This is a genomic window from Pedobacter sp. KACC 23697, from assembly GCF_045348445.1.
GTDB lineage: Bacteria > Bacteroidota > Bacteroidia > Sphingobacteriales > Sphingobacteriaceae > Pedobacter.
Window position 1 is genome coordinate 3,213,302 of sequence record NZ_CP157485.1, and the last position, 21,474, is coordinate 3,234,775.

General features: G+C 39.0%; 18 protein-coding genes. 10 read left to right on the top strand and 8 right to left on the bottom strand.

The features are described from left to right. Window positions 1–412: 412 nt before the first annotated feature. From ABEG20_RS12805 to ABEG20_RS12845, 9 genes are all read left to right on the top strand, one after another. Window positions 413–1,402, top strand: a complete 990-nt coding sequence (locus tag ABEG20_RS12805; protein WP_406823728.1) for an aspartate-semialdehyde dehydrogenase — start codon at window positions 413–415, stop codon at window positions 1,400–1,402. 59 nt (window positions 1,403–1,461) lie between these two features. Continuing rightward, the gene (locus ABEG20_RS12810) at window positions 1,462–2,064 is read left to right on the top strand and encodes a CDP-alcohol phosphatidyltransferase family protein (protein WP_406823729.1); all 603 of its coding nucleotides are present in this window, start codon (window positions 1,462–1,464) and stop codon (window positions 2,062–2,064) included. A gap of 105 nt (window positions 2,065–2,169) precedes the next feature. Then, window positions 2,170–3,579: a D-alanyl-D-alanine carboxypeptidase/D-alanyl-D-alanine-endopeptidase gene (dacB, locus tag ABEG20_RS12815; protein ID WP_406823730.1), complete on the top strand. Its 1,410-nt coding sequence runs from the start codon at window positions 2,170–2,172 to the stop codon at window positions 3,577–3,579. Between the two features lie 18 nt (window positions 3,580–3,597). Further along, window positions 3,598–3,957 carry a hypothetical protein gene (locus ABEG20_RS12820; protein ID WP_406823731.1) on the top strand — a complete coding sequence of 120 codons (360 nt, stop codon included), beginning with the start codon at window positions 3,598–3,600 and terminating at the stop codon, window positions 3,955–3,957. A gap of 30 nt (window positions 3,958–3,987) precedes the next feature. Continuing rightward, window positions 3,988–4,497 carry a GNAT family N-acetyltransferase gene (locus ABEG20_RS12825; RefSeq protein WP_406823732.1) on the top strand — a complete coding sequence of 170 codons (510 nt, stop codon included), beginning with the start codon at window positions 3,988–3,990 and terminating at the stop codon, window positions 4,495–4,497. Window positions 4,498–4,569: 72 nt separating this feature from the next. Then, on the top strand, window positions 4,570–5,418 hold the full coding sequence (locus tag ABEG20_RS12830) for a DUF2911 domain-containing protein (protein WP_406823733.1): 849 nt from the start codon (window positions 4,570–4,572) through the stop codon (window positions 5,416–5,418). A 527-nt stretch (window positions 5,419–5,945) separates the two neighbouring features. After that, entirely contained in the window at window positions 5,946–7,241 is a 1,296-nt protein-coding gene (gene eno / locus ABEG20_RS12835; protein WP_406823734.1) for a phosphopyruvate hydratase, read from the top strand. Between the two features lie 218 nt (window positions 7,242–7,459). Continuing rightward, on the top strand, window positions 7,460–7,759 hold the full coding sequence (locus ABEG20_RS12840; RefSeq protein ID WP_025145767.1) for a septum formation initiator family protein: 300 nt from the start codon (window positions 7,460–7,462) through the stop codon (window positions 7,757–7,759). 111 nt (window positions 7,760–7,870) lie between these two features. Continuing rightward, a complete protein-coding gene (locus ABEG20_RS12845; protein WP_406823735.1) occupies window positions 7,871–8,485 on the top strand; it encodes a trimeric intracellular cation channel family protein in 615 nt (204 codons plus the stop codon). 65 nt (window positions 8,486–8,550) lie between these two features. Here ABEG20_RS12845 and ABEG20_RS12850 read toward each other — a convergent pair whose 3' ends face one another. Further along, window positions 8,551–10,635: a hypothetical protein gene (locus tag ABEG20_RS12850; RefSeq protein ID WP_406823736.1), complete on the bottom strand. Its 2,085-nt coding sequence runs from the start codon at window positions 10,633–10,635 to the stop codon at window positions 8,551–8,553. Window positions 10,636–10,890: 255 nt separating this feature from the next. On the opposite strand from ABEG20_RS12850, the gene ABEG20_RS12855 reads away from it, so the two are divergent. Further along, entirely contained in the window at window positions 10,891–11,625 is a 735-nt protein-coding gene (locus ABEG20_RS12855) for a murein L,D-transpeptidase family protein (RefSeq protein ID WP_406823737.1), read from the top strand. 80 nt (window positions 11,626–11,705) lie between these two features. Here the strand turns inward: ABEG20_RS12855 and fabG are convergent, their stop codons facing one another. The 7 genes from fabG to ABEG20_RS12890 all read right to left on the bottom strand — a co-directional run bounded on the left by fabG (window position 11,706) and on the right by ABEG20_RS12890 (window position 21,406). Further along, window positions 11,706–12,449 carry a 3-oxoacyl-[acyl-carrier-protein] reductase gene (gene fabG, locus ABEG20_RS12860; RefSeq protein WP_406823738.1) on the bottom strand — a complete coding sequence of 248 codons (744 nt, stop codon included), beginning with the start codon at window positions 12,447–12,449 and terminating at the stop codon, window positions 11,706–11,708. 64 nt (window positions 12,450–12,513) lie between these two features. Further along, the gene (locus ABEG20_RS12865; RefSeq protein ID WP_265850854.1) at window positions 12,514–12,882 is read right to left on the bottom strand and encodes a VOC family protein; all 369 of its coding nucleotides are present in this window, start codon (window positions 12,880–12,882) and stop codon (window positions 12,514–12,516) included. A gap of 19 nt (window positions 12,883–12,901) precedes the next feature. Continuing rightward, window positions 12,902–13,978, bottom strand: coding sequence for an agmatine/peptidylarginine deiminase (locus ABEG20_RS12870; RefSeq protein ID WP_406823739.1), 1,077 nt, complete (start codon window positions 13,976–13,978; stop codon window positions 12,902–12,904). A gap of 235 nt (window positions 13,979–14,213) precedes the next feature. Continuing rightward, complete coding sequence (locus ABEG20_RS12875; protein WP_132400569.1) at window positions 14,214–14,567, bottom strand: four helix bundle protein; 354 nt, start codon at window positions 14,565–14,567, stop codon at window positions 14,214–14,216. Between the two features lie 186 nt (window positions 14,568–14,753). After that, entirely contained in the window at window positions 14,754–15,629 is an 876-nt protein-coding gene (locus ABEG20_RS12880) for a carbon-nitrogen hydrolase (RefSeq protein WP_406823740.1), read from the bottom strand. 266 nt (window positions 15,630–15,895) lie between these two features. Continuing rightward, complete coding sequence (locus tag ABEG20_RS12885) at window positions 15,896–17,038, bottom strand: efflux RND transporter periplasmic adaptor subunit (protein ID WP_406823741.1); 1,143 nt, start codon at window positions 17,036–17,038, stop codon at window positions 15,896–15,898. Window positions 17,039–17,044: 6 nt separating this feature from the next. After that, a complete protein-coding gene (locus tag ABEG20_RS12890) occupies window positions 17,045–21,406 on the bottom strand; it encodes a CusA/CzcA family heavy metal efflux RND transporter (RefSeq protein ID WP_406823742.1) in 4,362 nt (1,453 codons plus the stop codon). Between the last annotated feature and the right edge of the window lie 68 nt (window positions 21,407–21,474).

A 21,474-nucleotide genomic window follows, 5' to 3' on the forward strand; every position in this document is an offset into this window, starting at 1 on the left:
TTACTAAAAATCTCTTCCAAGTGAGAAGGGAGATGACTTAGGTTAATTAAACCTGATAGAACGGCAATACTTTTTAATTGCTATGCCTATAAATCTTTTAGCCTGCAACCGATGAAAAAAAATTTATTTCATAAATAAATTTTAGTGAATTAAAAACTGCGAGGAATCGTCATTCCCAATCCGATTGGGAATCTTAAAGCCTTTTGCATTAAGATTCCCGCCTGCGCGCGAATGACGATCTATCAAGCATCACTAAATCGAATTCACGCTTTATTCTTAACCATATTTTCTATTGAAAACCAAAAATTTCAAACATTAAAAACAAATTTAATTGGCAACAATAGGGATATCAGCTTAATTTTTAGCATATTTGAGCTCATATCAAATAATTAATAATATAACAAAAATCAAAATGAAAGTAGCAGTAGTAGGTGCCACCGGGTTGGTCGGCACTGTCATGTTAAAAGTATTGGAGGAAAGAAATTTCCCTTTAACAGAGTTAATTCCCGTAGCATCAGAAAAGAGTGTTGGTAAGGAAATTACTTTTAAGGGTAAGAAGTTCCCAATTGTTAGCATGGATACTGCAATCAGCATGAAACCGGATATCGCTTTGTTTTCAGCAGGTGGAAATACTTCTTTGGAGCATGCCCCACGTTTTAAAGAAGCCGGAACGACTGTTATTGATAACTCTTCGGCATGGAGAATGGATCCTGCAATTAAATTAATTGTACCGGAGGTTAATGCACACGAACTTTCTATCGATAACAAAATCATTGCTAACCCAAACTGCTCTACCATTCAAATGGTGGTCGTTTTAAAACCTTTGCACGATAAATACAAAATTAAACGTGTAATCGTATCTACCTATCAATCTGTTACCGGTACAGGGGTTAAAGCGGTTGAGCAGTTAATGAACGAACGCAAAGGCATTGATGGTCCTAAAGCTTATCCATACGAAATCGACCTGAATGTTCTTCCGCATATTGATGTTTTCACCGAGAACGGATACACCAAGGAAGAAATGAAAATGGTGAAGGAAACGAACAAAATCATGAGCGATAATAACATTAAAGTTACTGCTACCACAGTTCGTATCCCGGTGATGGGCGGTCACTCAGAATCGGTAAATATCGAGTTCGAAAATGATTTCGATTTAGCCGAAGTACGTAGCATTTTAGAAAAAGCCCCAGGCGTAATCGTTGTGGATGATGTGGCCAACCTAAAATACCCGATGCCAAAAGACGCACATGAAAAAGATGAAGTTTTTGTAGGCCGTATCCGTAGAGATGAATCGGCACCAAAAGCATTAAACCTTTGGATCGTTGCCGATAACTTACGTAAAGGTGCAGCAACCAATGCCGTTCAAATTGCCGAGTACCTGGTTCAAAAAGAACTGGTTTAATCAATAAATAACTTAAGAAAAGCCTCGATTTATTCGGGGCTTTTTTATGCGCTCCAACAATGAAACACATTCCAATTGCCTTAATATTCTCCAGACTACTTATCGGTTTTGGAATTATTCTTTTAAGCGTTTTCCATGTTAACCACTATTCCTTTTTAGCCATCAACTTATTATCCGTGGGTTTGTTAACCGATGTATTTGATGGCATTATTGCACGCAAGCTCAATATCTCATCTGAAAAATTAAGACGCTTGGACTCCAGTATAGATCAGGTATTTTTTATTTCTGTAGCAGTTGCTACCTATATCCAATGTCCGGATTTCTTTAAAACCAATCTCATCAAATTAATTATCCTTGGTGCTTTTGAGGCTTCAACTTATGTTTTAAGTTATATCAAATTTAAAAAAGAAATAGCCACACATTCTATTGGTGCTAAAATCTGGACGATAACCATATTCGCTTCCCTGGTCGAAATTATGGTACATTGCGAATCTTTTGTGCTCTTTGAAATTTGCTTTTGGCTTGGTCTTGTCACCCGCTTAGAAATACTGGCCATCGTTATCACCCTCAAAAAATGGACGAATGATGTGCCTACCCTTTATCATGCAATAAAATTAAGGCAGGGAAAAGAAATAAAGCGAAATAAGCTGTTTAATGGCTAAACGCGAAAAACAATAAAAAAGGGATCGTAATCACTAAATTATATATAAAAAAGAGATTATAATCACCGAATTATATATAATTTAGTAATTCCCATTGCATCACAAATGAAATTTTTCAAACTCCTTTCCATCCTTCTGTCTCTCTCTTTTACACAAAGCTTTGCACAGAACAGGATTCAAAATTTAGAAAAAGCATTTAATAATCTACTGAACGACGAGCAAGCTAAACATGCCACTGTATCGCTTTGCGTTTTAGATGCCAATACCGGTAAAATGCTTTATGCCAAAAATGAGCAGGTTGGTTTGGCTACCGCTTCCACCTTAAAAACCATTACCGCCGCCACAGCATTCAGTATATTGGGAAAAGATTTTCGATATCAAACCACACTGGCTTATACGGGAACAATTACTACTGATGGAATCTTAAAAGGAAATTTAATGATCATGGGTAGCGGCGATCCAACACTGGGTTCCTGGCGTTATCAGAACAAAGAAAATACTGTTTTAACCAACTGGGTTACGGCCATAAAAGCTGCAGGCATCAAAAAAATTGAAGGTACTGTAGTTGGCGATGACCGTATTTTTGGCACGCAAACAACACCAGAAGGTTGGGTTTGGCAGGATATCGGCAATTATTATGGCGCGGGAACTTCCGGTTTAGCCTGGCGTGAAAATCAGTTCGACATCCATCTAAAACCCGGAAACAGCACAGCAGACGAAGTAAAAGTTGTAAAAACAGTTCCTGTAACACCGTATGTACAAATTGTAAATGAACTTAAAACCGGAAGTCCGGGTTCGGGTGACCGTGCTTATGCTTTTTTTCCGCCATACAGCAATACGGCTTACCTCAGAGGAAGCTGGGGAATGGGCATTTCCAAAACGGGTATTTCAGTAGCCCTCCCCGACCCTGCTTTTGATTGTGCTTACCGTTTGCAGGATACATTGAAGAGGCTGGGAATTTCTACCGGTCAGCAGGCCACAACAGCAAGGTTAATGACTTTGAACAATCAGGTTATTCCTTCTATTACACAGAAAATAACCACCATCAGTTCGCCAAGTTTAAGCGAGATGACCTATTGGTTTTTAAAGAAAAGCATCAATTTATATGGCGAATCACTTTTGAAAACCATTGCACTCAAAATGGGTAAAGAGGCTACAACAAGTAAAGGTGCAGAAACCGAGATCAATTTCTGGGCCGGTAAGGGTTTAGACAAAACGGCACTCAATATCATTGATGGCAGCGGACTTTCCCCGGGCGATCGGATTACAACTTCGGCAATGGCCAATATACTTTTCCAGATCCAAAAAGAAAACTGGTTTCCTGATTATTACAAAGCCCTGCCAGAATACAATGGCATGAAAATTAAAAGTGGCACCATTAACGATGTTTCGGCATTTGCAGGTTACCACACTGATGTTGCAGGGAACAAGTATGTGGTCGTGATCAATATCAATAATTATAGCGGAAACAGTATTAACAAAAAATTGTTTAAGGTGTTGGATGAATTAAAATAAACACTGTTATTAAATAATATGACTTTTTTTGTGAAAAACCTGCAAACGGTTGATGGATTGATTTCGAACCTGTATAAAGATATTTCTATGGAGGAAATGACTAAAAAGATTACCGAGTTATTTGAATTACAGGGCTATAAAGTTATTGATCAACAATTTGGGAATTTAATTTTAGAAAAAGGTAGCCGCACCAAACGACTCTTATTGGGTGCATTTGCCACCTACTATAAATTCAGCGTAACCATGATGCCCGGCGAAGAAAACGAACTTACCGTGAATGTTTTTCAGCAGTCAAGCGGTATGTCGGGTGGTTTAATTGGCATGAACCAGATTAAAACAGAATTAAAGCGCTTAAATTTTATTTTTGCCAATATTTAGCTTTACATTCGGCAGATTCTAATCTAAACCATGTCACTCATTTTACGACCTTTTCAATCAACTGATGTATATGATCTGGTTAAACACGCCAATAATTTCAAGATATCTAAATACCTGACCAATAAATTCCCTTTCCCCTACGAAAAAAAAGATGGCGAGGCTTTTATTCAACTGGCTTTGAGTCACGATCCCCTGCAGATCAAGGCTATTGTGTTAAACGATGAAGTTATCGGATCGATCGGCGTGCATCAACTCGCAGACATTTACAGCAAAAGTGCAGAAATGGGTTACTGGATTGGTGAAGAACATTGGGGTAAAGGTATAGTTGCGCATGCGATTAAGGAAATGCTTGCATATGGTTTTGACACCTTTGATATCGAGAGAATTTTCGCCCGGACAACACATACTAACCTCGCTTCACAAAGGGTTTTAAAGAAATCTGGCTTTATCTTCGAAGCGGAATTAAAGGGTACTATTTTTAAAAATGGTGAATATTTTGATGAACTGATTTTTGGTTTCAGAAAAAATCAACTTGGGTAAAGGCGTCATCAAAATTTTTGTTAAACCCGCAGCTTATTGCGTAAATTCGCACAAACCAAAAACAACAAAGCAATGAAATTATCGATCAGATCTTTAATGCTGTTTGTAGCACTATTGGGTGCGGCAAATTTAGCAAATGCCCAGGAAGTCAAATTCCCGCAACCAAGTAGTGGCCAAACCATCATACAGGATTTTGGATTAGGCAAAATAAAGTTAACATACTCACGTCCGAACGTAAAAGGACGCAAAATTTTTGGTGGAATGGAACCAATGGGTGTAGTTTGGCGAAACGGTGCAAATGCAGCTACCCGGATTAAATTTACAGATGACGTTAAAATTGAAGGCAAAGATTTACCAGCAGGAGAATACGGCCTGTTCAGTATTCCTGGCAAAAACGAATGGACTGTTATTTTTAACAAAATTGCCGATCAATGGGGTGCGTATGAATATAAGGAAAGTGATGATGTATTGCGTGTAAAAGTAAAAACGATCGCTTTAAAGGATAAAGTAGAAACGCTAACCCTGCAATTCTCGGCAGTTGGCGAAACCTCAGCAACTTTAAACATGATGTGGGAGAACAGTGCCTATGCCATTAATATTACCACTGCTATTGATGAAAAAGTGATGGCCAATATTGCTGAAGCCATGAAAGGTGAAAAGAAGCCCTATTTTGCGGCAGCACAATATTATTTTCAACATGGAAAAGATTTAAAACAGGCTTTAGCATGGATGACAGAAGCAGAAAAATCAGATCCAAAGGCACCCTGGTTTAAACTCTGGAAAGGTCGTATCCAATTAAAAATGGGCGACAAAGCAGGTGCAGCAGTTACGGCGCAGCAAGGTATTGATGCAGCTAAAGCTCAAAAGGTTGATGAGTATGTACGTCTGAATTCAGAACTTCTGGCTGAAGCTAAAAAATAAAGAATAATTAACCCCGCCATGCCGTCATTTCGAGCAGACCCGATAGCAATCGGGTGTAACGCAGCCTAGAACCACGAAGTGCTCAGCGAAGCTAAATCTGCCTAGATAGATCGCTCCATTCCATTGCGTTCCATCCGGTAGCTATCGGATCGAGATGACGGTATCTTCAGGCATATTACCCTATAAATTACCGAACCCAAGTAATTTAAACCCGATTGAAATGGAAAGCCCGCATCCCGATTTTTTCAATCGGGAGAGGACTTGTAATGAAAAGCGGGGTCAACCCCAACCGAAGCAATACTGCAATTGCTTTTCAAAAAAGTATAATGGTTCGTGCTATAAGGATTATGAATTTGACGACCAACATTAACTTAAAATTAACCATCTATTAACTCAACCAATTATCGTAACATTAAGCCTCAAAACGCTTTATTTATTTAAAAAATATACTAACTTTGATGTTGGGCTTAGTAATTGTACTTTGTACACTAAGCAGGTTAAGAAATCAATAAAAAATTAAAATAAAAATGAGCATAATTGTTAATGTCCATGCGAGACAAATCCTTGATTCAAGAGGAAATCCAACAGTAGAAGTAGAAGTAGTAACAGAGGCAGGTGCATTTGGCCGTGCTGCTGTACCAAGCGGTGCATCTACCGGACAATATGAAGCTGTTGAATTACGCGATGGAGATAAATCTACATATTTAGGAAAAGGTGTTTTAAAAGCAGTAGAAAATGTAAATACCAAAATTGCTGATGCATTAAGAGGTATTGATGTTTTTGAACAAAACGCAATTGACAAACTTATGTTAGCACTTGATGGTACCGAAAACAAAGGTAACTTAGGCGCCAATGCTATTTTAGGTGTTTCTTTAGCTGTTGCAAAGGCTGCTGCTGATGAAATTGGCCAGCCGTTATACCGTTACATTGGCGGTGTAAATGCAAACACTTTACCTATCCCGATGATGAACATCATCAATGGCGGTTCTCATTCTGATGCCCCTATTGCATTCCAGGAGTTTATGATTATGCCTGTTGGTGCGCCTTCTTTCTCTGAGGCATTACGTTGGGGAACTGAAGTTTTCCATAGCTTGAAAAAAATCCTTCACGACAGAGGTTTATCTACTGCTGTAGGTGACGAAGGTGGTTTTGCACCAACTTTTGATGGTACTGAAGATGCGATTGAAACGGTATTAAAAGCAATCGAAACTGCTGGTTACCAACCAGGTTTGCAGATCTGTTTAGCTTTAGACTGTGCTTCATCTGAGTTCTATAAAGATGGTAAATATGACTATACCAAATTTGAAGGTGCTACCGGTGTAATTCGTTCTAGTGAAGAGCAGGCACAATATTTAGCTGATCTTTCTGCAAAATATCCGATTATCTCTATCGAAGATGGTATGGACGAAAACGACTGGACGGGCTGGAAAAGCTTAACCGATAAAATTGGTGACCATGTTCAATTGGTTGGTGACGATTTATTTGTAACCAATGTAACCCGCTTGCAACGTGGTATCGATGAAGATACGGCTAACTCAATCCTGGTAAAAGTAAACCAGATCGGTTCTTTAACGGAAACCATCAATGCAGTTACTTTAGCGCAAAACAGTGGTTATACTTCGGTAATGAGTCACCGTTCTGGCGAAACTGAAGATGTTACCATTGCTGATTTGGCTGTAGCGTTAAACTGCGGACAGATTAAAACCGGTTCTGCATCACGTTCAGACAGGATTGCAAAATACAATCAATTATTACGTATTGAAGAAGAATTGGGTGAAAACGCACGTTTCATCGGTTCAAAATTCAAATACGCTAAGAAATAGTTCTTATGTTGAGTGTCATTCTGAGCTTGTCAAAGAATTTTTCGATAGATGATTTGACTGGCTCAACATGACAATCCAATTTATTGTTAACAAGTTGAAAAACTGATTTGTAAAACATCCGGAGATTTTAAATCTTCGGATGTTTTTATTTTTATACTATATTTGCTTATTGGATGGGGATTTTCTCAAATCTAACAGCAAAAATCTCATATCAGGATATGAAACGTTTAATAGATCTTTTCCGCAATAAATATTTCCTTGCAACGGTTGCTTTTGCGATGTGGATGCTGTTTTTCGACAAAAACGATATGATGTCGCAATACGAATACCGCAGTCAGGCCAATAAACTGCAGGAAGAAAAAGAATATTTCGAGAAAGAAACCGCTCAGGTTAAAAAAGATTTAAACGAGCTAAATACCAATCTGAATACGGCTGAGAAATTTGCCCGCGAAAAATACTTCATGAAGAAAGACAATGAAGATGTTTTTGTAATCATTCAGGAAGAAAAGAAAGATTAGTCTGGAGTTTTGTGTTGAGCGTTTGGAGTCACCTAGCGGTTGAACCATCAAACCATCAAACAACCCATCTATCAGTTAACCGATTAAGCACTTCAAACAGTTAACCATCTCATGCTCCACATCCTTTACATTATCGCCATAACAGCTGAAGCCATGACTGCTGCACTTTCTGCAGGCAGACGTGATATGGATTGGGTAGGTGTTTGTATTATTGCCTGGGTTACAGCACTAGGTGGCGGCACGGTTAGAAATGTATTATTTGGCCATTATCCAATGAGCTGGGTAGAACATCCGGAATATTTAGTGATTACCGCGGCAGCCGCCTTACTCGCTGCATTTATTGCCTCGATCATGACCAAACTAAAAAAGCTTTTTCTTTATCTTGATGCCTTGGGTTTGGTCGTATTCACCATTATTGGTTGTCAGGTAGCCCAACAGATTCATTTGCCTTATTTAATTGTACTTTTTAGCGGAATGATTACCGGTTGTGCAGGCGGCGTACTCCGCGATGTGCTCTGTAATGAGGTACCATTTCTTTTTAGAAAAGAAATTTATGCGAGTGCAGCTATTGTTACAGGTGCAGTTTATATCGGCATAGAACATTTTCATGGATCCGAAATGCTGGCAACCATTTCAGCTGCTGTAGTTGGATTAGCTTTGAGACTGCTCTCGATCCGTTTCGAATGGCACATGCCCAAGTTTGTTTACCGGGATGAATGGCATTAGGAAAGTAAAATGGAAGAGGGATGATGGAAGATGGGGTAAATTGGCACATCATCCATCTTCATCAACTAAAGCTCACCGTTCCTTTTCCGTAAAAACCACTCTGTTCCAAGCAAGATCATGATTAAGCCAAACAGCCACTTCATATTGATCAACTCATCATACTTTCGGTCTTCGTAGCTGATGGTTTTGATATTTTCATTTTTCAGGATTTCATCGGCTATTTTAAGCAGCTCTTCAGGCATAAATAACTTACCATTGCTTTGTTTAGAGATCGTATTTAAAAGCTGGTGATTGGCTGTTGTTTGCTGGTATTCTGCCATTAGCGCATTTACATAGAAATTCCCGGAAGCCGTGTATTTCTTTCCGCCCAGTTCAGTATTGGCCACATACGAATAATTACCGGCAGGCATTGTTCCGGCATCTAACTGATAACCTGTTTCTGTTTTAGAGAAGATATAATTAAATACTTTTCCAGCTTCATTTTTAACCCGCAGATTCACCTCCGGTTCATTAACTGCCTGGTAACTGTCATTATAAAGAGTACCGTTAAACTGGATACTTTCATTTTCATCATAAGCTGCTTTAGCCGTAAACACTTTAAACCTGCGTTTATCATCTTTAACTGAAAGGTATTGAACAGTTTTTGAAATCAGATCATTTAAAACAGATTGCTGTGCTTCATTTTCAGCCTCTGCAAGTTTCCATCGCCACAACCCCTCTCCCATTAAATACCCGGTTTTTAAGCCGTTTTCATGAGCAAAAAACAGCAATGGTTGCTGCGTACTCACCTTGCCAATACGTTGGTTAAATACTGGAGTTGCTCCTGCATTTACCGTTAGCCTGCCAAAAGGACTGAGCAAGGGATCGAAAGACGAAAACTGCTTTTTATCATTATCAGTCAGGTTGAAACTGGTAAAACCATTGGCAAAATCGGCATAAACTTCCTGAACAGAACCGTTGGCCGAACTCAGATTTGCCTGATTCTGGATCTGGTTAAAGGCATTGATATTGCTCTGCGCGCCGAGGATGTACCAGATAGGCTTCTTTAATCCGGTTATTTTTTTTAAAAAAGCTGAAGAAATATTCTGCGCATCAGGTAATTGATACAATACAATTAAATCGAATTTGGATGGATCTGTTGCCTTTAAATCATCTGCAAGGGCGAGTTTTGCTTCATAATGTTTATTGAGCGAAATAGCCTCCTTTAAAACGCCCAGATCGGGATGAGGAGCAGCGGCAGCAAGCAATACTTTCTGCCTGCCATCAATCACCTCTACATAAAAGGTCTGAACATTGTTTCTGGTCGTAATTTCGTTTTGTAAAGCTGCCAATTGAATGGTATACTTTTGAACGCCAATTTTCCCAGCATGGATCTTAACCGGGATTATTTTATTGAACGTACTTCCATTAATCAATATTTTCTGCTGCTCTATCTTCGCACCATTTTGGCTAACTGTTAACGAAGTACTTTCTCCATCACTTTGAAAGGCCTGAACCTGAATTTCGACAGTAAAATCGTCATCCAGGTATACAATGTTATTATAACTGACATTGGAGATCAACACATCACGTTTAGGAATACTATCGCCTAAGGCAATGCTGTAAATTGGTGCATTGATCTGATTAACGCTGTACAATGGGTTGCCGCCATGATTAAAAATCCCATCGGTAGCCAAAACGATTGCTCCAACATTACGGTTGGTATATTCGTCTTTAATTTTCTGAAAAAATGCCGAGGCATCTGTTGATTTCCCCTGGTTTTTAAAGTCGAAACCATCAGCAACCCGATCGCTAAAATGAAGCGCTTTTACTTCATATTTGCCTGCCAGCTTATCCCGTAACTTTTCAAGGTTCTGTTCATATCGTTTCTGGTCGAAACCAGTCGCTTTAACCTGACCAACTGATAGTGAATTATCCTGTCCGATAATAATTACAGGCTTATCTAAGGTATAATTTAAGGTTTTAATGAGTGGCGCAAATATGAACCATGCAATGGTGGAAACCACTACAATACGCAATGCCGTTAGGCCATATTGAAGTTTTTTATCCAGATTTTTGTTACCGCGATAAAGCAACCAGGCATACAGGGTACCTAAGGCCAAACAGCCCAGAAAAGATAAAATAGAAGCACCCGAAAAAAAACCAGTCATAATTCATAAAGATGGTAATTTTAAGGAAATTTTCAAGGTTATTCATTATAAAGAATTTATGCTAAGACTAAAAAACATCCATTTGTTTAACCACCAAGTGCACTGAGTTTTACACAAAGTATCACAAAGTACCTAAACCTTTTTAGGCACCTAACTCTGTGTACTTCGTGTCTTTTCTTTGTGAACTTTGTGGTAAAAAAGAGAGCGCTATGCTCTATGTGGTTAAATTCATATTTTTAACCCAAATCAAGCCTTATGAAATTAATCTGTTTAACGTTTTTGCTATCCCTCAGCCTCATGGTCAATGCCCAAAATAATTTTAAAGCCACTCAAATCAAATTTGAAAGAGTAGAAAAGGCATACAGCGAAAAATGGGAAACATTAAGGGAGTTTATCCAGGCCGATGGTTTTGGCGATCAATTTTCTATGGTGATTAATGCTTATAAAACGGAAGGCAAACTTGAGGTTTGGTTAAAGAATAATTCGGCTAAAACCTATTCTTTATTCAGAACTTACGATTTTTGTGCACATTCTGGTACCATTGGCCCAAAAGTAATGGAAGGTGATGGACAAACACCCGAAGGTTTTTATTACATCAATGTTTTCAATCCGATGAGTAATTTTCATTTATCGCTTGGTATAAATTATCCTAATATGATTGATAATGCCCGCACTGGAAAAGATCGAAAACCAGGAAATGATATTTACATCCATGGCAGTTGCGTAACCGTAGGTTGTATTCCGTTAACAGACGAAAAAATTAAAGAAGTTTATATTATAAGCGTTGAGGCCCGAAATGCAGGTCAGGAAAAGATTCCGGTTAACATCTATCCTTTCAAAATGACGCATGTGAATATGAAGAAATATTGTGCTCAATTCCCTAGGCAAGCGACCTTTTGGAAATCTTTGCAGACCGGATATTTGGCTTTTGAGAAGAATAAAACCCAGCCGGACATTAGTGAAGATAAAGGACGATACCTTGTAAAGTAACAAAAGAAGTCAAGTTTTTAAACTTGACTTCTTTAATATTTTATGGCTTTGGAAAGAAAACCCTCCACCTTAAACCTTTCTTACAGCATTCCACCGCAAACAGACAATGTTTGTCCGGTTACGTACGCGCTCATATCAGAAGCTAAAAACACACAAACATTGGCAATATCTTCCGTTTCGCCGGCACGTTTTAACGGGATATCTTTTTCCCAGCCTTCCACTACCTTAGGATCTAAAATATCGGTCATTTCGGTACGGATAAAACCTGGTGCAACTACGTTTGCACGGATATTTCTTGATCCCAGTTCTTTCGCAACTGATTTGGTAAACCCGATAATTCCTGCCTTAGAAGCGGCATAGTTAGCCTGACCAGCATTACCTGAAACGCCAACTACCGAACTCATGTTAATGAAAACACCTTTACGGGCTTTCATCATCACTTTAGAAGCTGCTTTGGTTACGTTAAAGATCGATTTTAAGTTAACATTGATTACATCATCCCAGTTTTCTTCGCTCATACGCATCAATAAACCATCTTTGGTAATGCCCGCATTATTCACTACGATATCAATTGTTCCAAACTCAGCAACGATATCATTGATTAACTGTTCTGCTTCATCAAATTTAGAAGCATCAGAACGATATCCTTTAACTTTGGTACCAAAGCTTTGCAATTCCTGCTCCAAAGCCTGACCTTTTTCTACTGATGATAAATAGGTGAATGCTACATTAGCGCCCTGCTCTGCAAATTTCTCCGCTATTTTACGACCGATTCCTTTTGATGCACCGGTAATTAATGCTGTTTTTCCTTCAAGTAATTTCATTATGAAATGTTGTAAAGTTGAAATATTTTAATGTTGTAAAGTTATAATTTATAGCGACAAAAGATTATGCTCTTTTCTGGCTAAGCTGGAAAATGTTCCCTTCAATATCCTCTCCATCACAAAAAAGGTAATCAATATTTTCAAAAGACTTAACATCTTTCATTTTAACACCTTTTTCCAGGAGCTTTTTTCTGAAATCTTCAATATCTTCATCTATACTGAACACCAATTTAGTATTACTTTCTGCTTTAAAAGGAATTTCATTTTTGAATGATTCTCCAATTCTATGGAATGCAATTTCAATCGAACCTGAATTGAAAACTAACCATTCGCCTTCGATTTCCTCAATTAAAGGAAGATTAAAAATGGATTGATAAAATACTTTTAGCGCATTAATATCATCCCCAAATAAAATTATTCTACTGAGTTTCATATTTATTTATTACAAGATATTATACGGCTGGTTCTTGTTGACTTAAACAGTGAAAGCTTCCCAATCCCCAGATAATATCAACAGAATTAATACCTACTACCTTACGATCAGGAAAACAGCCCTGGATAATATCTAAAGCTTTTTGGTCGTTCACATCATCAAAAACAGGAACAATTACAGCCGCATTAGCAATGTAAAAGTTCGCATAAGATGCAGGCAAACGCGTATCATCATAAATTACCGGTGAAGGCATTGGTAACTCCACAATATTTAATGAGCTGCCATCTTTTAGTTTCATTGCCTTTAAAGCTTCCAGATTTTCCTGCAGCAGCACGTAGTTTTCATCAAGCGGGTTACTTTCAACAACCGTTAAAACGGTATCCTTGTTTACGAAACGGGTAATATCATCAATATGGCCATCGGTATCGTCGCCTACAATTCCATCGCCCAACCACAGTACCTGGTCTTGACCATAATACTCAAGCAAATACTTTTCAATCTGCTCTTTAGTTAAATGTGGATTGCGATTCTCGTTCAACAAACAGGCTGTAGTGGTTAAAACCGTTCCGGCGCCATTAAATTCTACTGAACCACCCTCCATTACAATATCGGGATTGAACAATGGTAAATTAAAATGTTTCGCAATTTTGGTAGGCACAACATCATCCAGATCAAACGGTGGGTATTTACCGCCCCAGGCGTTGTAACCCCAATCTACCACTGCTTTTTCGTTCCCTTTAACCACAAATGCAGGCCCGTGATCGCGGCACCAGGCATCGTTGGTTTCGTTGAAATAAAATTCAATCCGCGTTAAATCGGCATCTACTTTTTGAAGTTCGGCAATGGCAAAAGCTTTCATTTCTTCGTCTTTTACGTTAATCCGTACCTTTTCGCCCTCTGCCACCGCTTTAATAAACTGGCAATAAGGAGCGTAAATAGTTTCGATCTTACCCGGCCAACTGGCTTCTTTGTGCGGCCAACTTAACCAGGTAGCTTCATGTTTAGCCCATTCAGCGGGGAAAGCATATCCTTGTTGCTTGGGAGAATAATCGAATTGATTGATATTTAAATCTTTTCTTGGCGGAAAGTTTGACATATGTTTTAGTCCGAAGTCGGATGTCCGAGGTCCGGTGATTTAGTGTTAATAAAGTCCGAAAGTCGGATGTCCGAAGTCCGGTGATTTAGTATTGATAAAGTCCGAAAGTCGGGTGTCCGAGGTCCGGTGATTTAATATTAGCAAAGTCCGAAAGTCGGGTATCCGAGTTCCGGTGATTTAGTATATTCATAAATCGCCTGTATCGCCGGACTTCAGTCTTCTGACCCCCCGGGAATCAATTCAGCGATTTGATTAAAGCAGAAATCATGATCAAAATTTCTTCGCAGGATTGATAATGTTTCTGAAATATTTCTTCTGTAATGTAGCCTCTTCTTATTGCCAAGTGTAAACAGTTCACAACTTCTATATCAGAACGTAAAGAATATCTTAAAAATCTACAAAATTCAGGGTTACTTTGACCTGTACTTCCTTCGGCTATATTCATTGAAATTGAATCGGCAGCACGCTTAACCTGTGATGTTAAAACATAAATCTCTTCCTTTGGAAAAGTTTTTGTCATTTTATCAATCTCATCAGCTAAGTCTAAAGCCTTTTGCCAGACCTTAAGTTTTTCAAATTTGAATGCCATAATTAAGTCCGAAAGTCGGAGGTCCGAAGTTATAATTTATTAAAAATATACTAACAATTTACAATTTCTTACAATGCAATCCAAACTTATAGTCTACGTTTCCAGACTTGTTTATGGATTTCAAAATAGCCATTTGGCATGTACGCTCTCCGGCTTCCGTCTTCGGTCTCCTGACCTCTGACTTATTTAATCCCCATCAATATACCTCTTTGTAATCGGCTGATAAGAATCGATTCTTCTGTCTCTTAAAAATGGCCAGTGCTTGCGCATAAAATCGCTTTGATCCAGGTCCAACTCCACCACTTCGGTTTCTTCCTGATCATGTGATGCCAGATAGAGTAATTTACCCTGAGCATTCGTAGCAAAACTTCCGCCCCAGAATTTCATAGCGCCATCCTGCTCAAAACCAACCCTATTTACACTTACAACAGGTACACCATTGGCAACAGAATGAGAACGTTGAATGGTTTGCCAGGCATTGTATTGATCCTGGTTGGTTTCTTCATCCTGATCAGTTGCCCAACCAATTGCAGTTGGATAGAACATGATATCGGCACCCATTAATGCAGTAATACGCGAGGCTTCAGGATACCATTGGTCCCAGCAGATTAAAATACCAATCTTCGCAAATTTAGTTTGGAAAACCTTATAGCCTAAATCACCTGGTGTAAAATAGAATTTTTCGTAAAAAGCAGGATCATCAGGAATATGCATTTTACGGTATTTACCTAAATACGATCCATCCGCATCTAAAACAGCAGTGGTATTGTGGTACAGACCTTCAGCACGTTTTTCAAACAATGAAGCAATAATTACGACGCCCAATTCTTTGGCCACCACCTGCAAAGCATCTGTAGATGGGCCAGGGATGGCCTCTGCCAAGTCGAAATTGTCATAATCTTCAACATCGCAGAAGTATAAGGATGTAAAAAGCTCCTGCAAACACACAATCTGTGCACCCTTTGCAGCGGCTTCCCTTACTTTCGCAATCGCTTTATCTAAATTTTCCTGCTTATCCTTAGTACAGCTCATCTGCACCAGGCCAACTTTTACTTTCTTCATTTCTTAAATTATTGGATGAGCGAATGGTAGAATGAGTGAATTTACAAATCACTCCATCATTCAAAATTCAGTCATTCTAAATTAGGCTGCAAAGTTACTATTTTGTTTAAAAGTAGAACGGCATAAAATTGTAAATGTTATTTTAAATCAGCCTCAATTATTTGTGCTTGAAATATGGACTTGTTTAGCAAACACTTTTCAGAAAATCGAAATGATCCAAAAGAACCACTTTATTACTACAAACTTAATATATATTACTAATCAACTTATTCGCCTTCTTCCCCTCCGTTTTTCATTTTCATTAAAATTGCATACGCATTTTTTGTTACCACATTACCTGGCTTTTTATTGGTTTTAACTTCTATAAATCCATCTATTGCTTTCCCAATTTCCACGGGCACCATTTTAAATCGCTTATGACCAAGCTCTTCAAAAATGTAATATTTATTTTCCCATTTAACAACGGCATCTTCTGGTAAGGCATCAACTTTTGCGGCACCAATAGAAATCGCTGCATTTAAAAATGTACCGGGCAATAATTGATGATCTGAATTCTGGATATCGCAATGCACACTGGTCGTGCGGTCGTCTTCTATATTAGGGGTAATCAAATGTACCTTCGCTATGTATTTTTTTTCTGGATTTGCAGTAGTGTTACAGATCACCTCCTGCCCCAGCTTTAAACTGGCAGCATCTCTTTCAAATACCGTAAGGTTTGCGTGCAATTCTCCGGGGCTGATCAATTCAAATAAAATATCGGTTGCATTAACAAATTTACCTGTGTTTACATTAACTTTTGTTACGTAACCACTAATTGGTGAATAAACTTTGATATTACGGGTTATCGAATTTTCATTTAAAGTTTCAGGGTTAATACCAATAAGTCTCAGTTTTTGGGCCAATGCTTTAACCAAAACTTTTTGGTTATTATAATCGCTTTCTGTTTGCTGGAAGATTTTATCGCTCGTTGCTTTTGTTTGATTTAATCCCTTTTGTCTGGTATAATCTGCAGTTAAGAACTTTAATCTGTTCACCGAAGTCAGGTAATCTTGCTGGAGCTGAATATATTGTTGATCTTCAACCAGCGCTAAAACTGCCCCCTTTTTAACGGGCATTCCAGGCATGATAATCATTTTTTTTATATAGCCACCCATAGGAACACTCACCGAATAGGTGTTTTCTGGTGGCACATCCACAACTCCATTCACATTAATGGTGCTGTGCATCGCCTTTTGCGCTATTTTACCAATTAAAATTCCAGCATTCTTTGCTTGTTCATCTGATAATTGCACCTCATCTGTACTTACAACTGCGTTTTTTTCTGCCTTTACAGCTTCTTTTTTATCTTTACTATTGCAAGCCATCAAAAGCGACAAGCAAACTAATCCTGCTAATATTTGAGTTTTCATTTTATCTTATTTATCTGTGGCCGTAATACGTTCAATTTCAAAAGCAGCTTCGTTAAATTGCTGCACTTTATCATAATATTCTACTTTAAGCTGTATAGACTGGTTAACCAGGATCACCCAATCGAGATAGGCAATTTCGCCGGCATTAAGTTTATCAGATGCTGTTTTAACGATATCAGCTGCATTTCTTAAGGCAATTTTCTCGTAAGATCCAATCAGTTTCTCAAGCCTGGTGTAACGTTCAACAGCATTTGTTAAGTTATGATCCAACGTTTTTTTAGTCAGCGACAATTCTTTTTCGCGCTGTTGTATTAAAATACTATTGGCTTTAATACGGGCATTCTGTGCACCGAAAAAAATTGGAATTCCAACACCAACACTAACCGAAGAAAACCTTTTGCTTTTATCAAAATACTGCTCAGCCCCAATACTATTGGTTTGCCAGCCAATAATACTCGAATTATTGTAACCGAAACTTAGGGTGGGCATCAGTTTACTTTTTTCGAGTGCCTTTTGTTGTCTGGCCAATACCAATTGTTCTTCTCCCAATTTTAGCAAAGGGTGAACTTGTTCCTGCCTCAATAAAACTTCAGCGGCGTAAAGTAAACGATCAGCCTTTGGCTGCAGGTTTTCATCCGTATTTAATAAAAACTTAAACCTGTTTTGCATCAATATATCATCTGTTTTCAGTAACTCGAGTTGATTGCTGATTTGCTGCTTTTGATTTTCTGCGGTACGAAGTTCCAGCAAATCAACATCACCTGATTTAAAACGTTGATTTGATTTATCCAGAAATGCACTATAAACGCTATCGGCCCAAAGTAACAATTTCTGTTTTTCATTTATCAATAACAGGTTATAGTATGCTGATTTTACTTCGGTTTTCAAATCGAGCTGGCGGGCATCAACTTCTGTCTCGCTGATGCGCAAATTTGTTTTATGGGCAGCAAATTGCCTTGCATAAACAGTCGGAAAATCAAGTGTTTGTACCACAGAGATTTTATTATCATTCTCCAGACTGTTGAATTTACCGTAATCGAAACTGATTGCTGTTTTTGGTGCATCAAAGCTACTTTTGGCGATTTGCTGGTAATATTGAACGTTGGTTTTAGCAATCTGCAGCGATATGTTGTTTTTAACTGCAGTATCTAATGCTGCTTTTAAGCTGATGGGCTTTTGAGCATTTGCATTTAAAGCTCCAAAAAGTATGATAAGCACAGTTATTGCAAGTTTATTTTTGGGCTTGAAATACGAAAAGCCTTTTTCAAATAAGATATATAACATGGGCAAAACAAATAATGTTAATAATGTGGAAATTAATAAACCACCAATAACCACTGTAGCCAGTGGCTTTTGAACTGCACCTCCTGCCCCGGTACTGATGGCCATCGGGATAAAACCTAACGATGGAACTAACGCAGTCATTAAAACAGCTCGAAGTTTCGATTTTGTGGCATGGATGACGATTCGTTTTACATCCGTCCAACCTTCTTTTTTTAACCGGTTAAATTCTGAAACCAGTAAAATCCCATTTAATACGGCTACACCAAAGAGGGCAATAAAACCTACACCTGCAGAAATACTGAAGGGCAGATCCCTGATCCACAAGGCAAATATGCCACCTGTTGCGGAAAGCGGAATGGCCGTATAAATTAAAAGCCCTTGTTTAACAGAACTGAAAGCAAAATACAGGAGCAAGAAAATGAGCAATAAGGCGATCGGTACGACAATCGCCAAACGTGATTTTGCGGCTGTCATGTTTTCGAAAGAGCCGCCATAAGAAATGGTATAACCTTTAGATAAGTTAAGTTTGGTGCCCGCTTTCTGCTGTAATTCCTCTACAATAGACTGTACATCTCTATCCTTAACATTAAATCCAACAATGATCCTGCGTTTGGTATCTTCTCTTTGAATTTGATTAACCCCTTCCACCTCTTCGATATTGGCCACCATACTTAAAGGCACCTGATTACCTGCCCTGGTTAAAACCATCAGATTTTCTACGTCCTTAACATTTTTTCTGGCTGCTTCATCCAGGCGTACCACCATATCAAAACGTTTTTCACCTTCATAAACCTGACCGGCTACCTGGCCTGCAAAAGCCGTATTAACCACGCGGTTTACGTCGCCCACATTGATGCCATATTTAGCCATTCCATCGCGGTTGTATTTAATTACCACCTGAGGCATGCCCGTAACCTGCTCCTCGTAAACATTAATTGCACCTTTAACTGTGCCAATTATAGCGCCCAAACGTTTGGCATAACCCGCCAGCGAATCGAGGTCTTCTCCAAATATTTTACAAACCACATCCTGCCTTGCACCGGTCATCAGCTCGTTAAACCGCATTTGCACCGGAAACTGAAAGCCTACCGTAATGCCAGGTATGACTTCAACGGCTTTGGTCATTTTAGCGCTCAATTCTGGAAATGAGCTGGCAGAAGTCCATTCTTTTTTGGGTTTCAAAATTACCATCATATCCCCTGCTTCAAAGGGCATTGGATCTGTTGGCACCTCGGCACTCCCTATTTTGGTGACTATTTTTTGCACTTCAGGAAACTTATCCAGTAGAATTTTCGATGCTTTTTGCGTAGTCTCGATTGTATTGTTCAGGTTACTTCCGGTGAGCAAACGGGTTTCAACGGCAAAATCTCCTTCTTCTAACTGTGGGATGAATTCGCCACCGAGCGTGCCCATGATAAAAATGGAGATGGCGAATAAGGAAAGGGTAAGCACCAGAATAGTTTTTGGAAAACGGAGTACTTTACTTAAGATTGGCTGGTACTTTCTTTCTATCCACGCCATCAGCTTATCGGTCAGGTTTTTCTTATGACTGATGGTTTTGTTCAGACATAAAGCCGACATCATGGGCACATAGGTAATGGATAAGAGAAAGGCCCCAAGAATAGCAAAAGCAATGGTCCAGGCCATGGGTTTAAACATTTTACCTTCAATACCCTCTAATGATAAAATAGGCAGATAGACAATAAGGATAATAATCTGGCTAAACACTGCCGATTTAATCATCGATCCGGTTGATTTTTCCACTTCATTATCCATCTGGTTCTGATCGATCTTCCCGATCGCCCTAAAATGTTTGCTGTGCGAGAAGCGGTGAAGAATAGCCTCTACCACGATTACAGAACCATCTACAATTAAACCAAAATCTATAGCCCCGAGCGACATCAGGTTTCCGCCTACTCCAAACTTATTCATCAGTATGATCGCAAAAAGCATGGATAACGGAATTACGGAAGATACGATCAAACCTGCACGAAGATTGCCCAAGAAAAACACCAGTACAAAAATCACGATCAGTGCACCTTCCATCAGGTTGGTCTCTACCGTACTGATGGCGTTATCAACCATTTTTGTCCTGTCTAAAAAAGGCTCGATCACCACACCATCAGGAACCATGGTTTGGATCTTTGCAATTTTATCTTTTACCCGTTTTACCACAACAGAAGAATTTTCACCCTTTAACATCATTACCACAGCCCCTGCAACCTCACCCTGGGCATTGTAGGTCATGGCGCCATAACGTATTGCCGAGCCATACTGAACTTTGGCCACCTGGCCCATTAAAACAGGCATTCCGTTATCAAGCGTTTTCACCACAATTTTTTCGATATCGGCCAAATTGGTTGTTAATCCTTCACTCCGGATGTACAAAACAGTTGGTCCTTTTTCAATGTATGCGCCGCCCGTGTTTTCATTATTTTTTTCCAGGGCATCGAATATTTCAGCAATGGTCAGTCCATATGCTTTAAGCTGATCTTGCCGCACCGCCACTTCATACTGTTTCAACCTGCCGCCAAAACTGGATACCTCGGCTACTCCGGGCGTACCCAAAAGCTGTCTTCTCACTATCCAATCTTGTATGGTGCGCAATTCCTGTTCGTTAAATTTTCCTTCATAGCCTTTTTTAGGCCGAACTACATATTGATATATTTCACCCAAACCGGTTGAAACGGGCGCCATTGCAGGAGAACCTATCCCCTGTGGAATTTCTTGCTGTACCTGCTGCAAACGCTCGGCAATTTGTTGCCTGGCCCAGTAAACATCAGTTTCCTCATTGAAAACAATGGTAACCAAAGAAAGTCCGAAGCGTGAAAAACTCCGGATTTGCTTAAGTCCTGAAATACTGCTACAGGCCTGCTCAATAGGAAATGTAATGAGGCGCTCAATATCCGGAGCACCCAAAGATGGAGAAACGGTAATCACCTGTACCTGATTGTCGGTAATATCAGGCAGTGCATCTATCGGTAATTTGGTAACCTCGTAAGTACCCCAACCAATAAGTGAGCATACGAACAAAGCAATAATTAGTTTATTCCGGATGGAAAAACCAATAATTTTATTTAACATAATAGCTTAAATTAAAATAACAGACGTATCCAGAATCCATTAAAAATGGTTCTGAAAAGATTTGAATA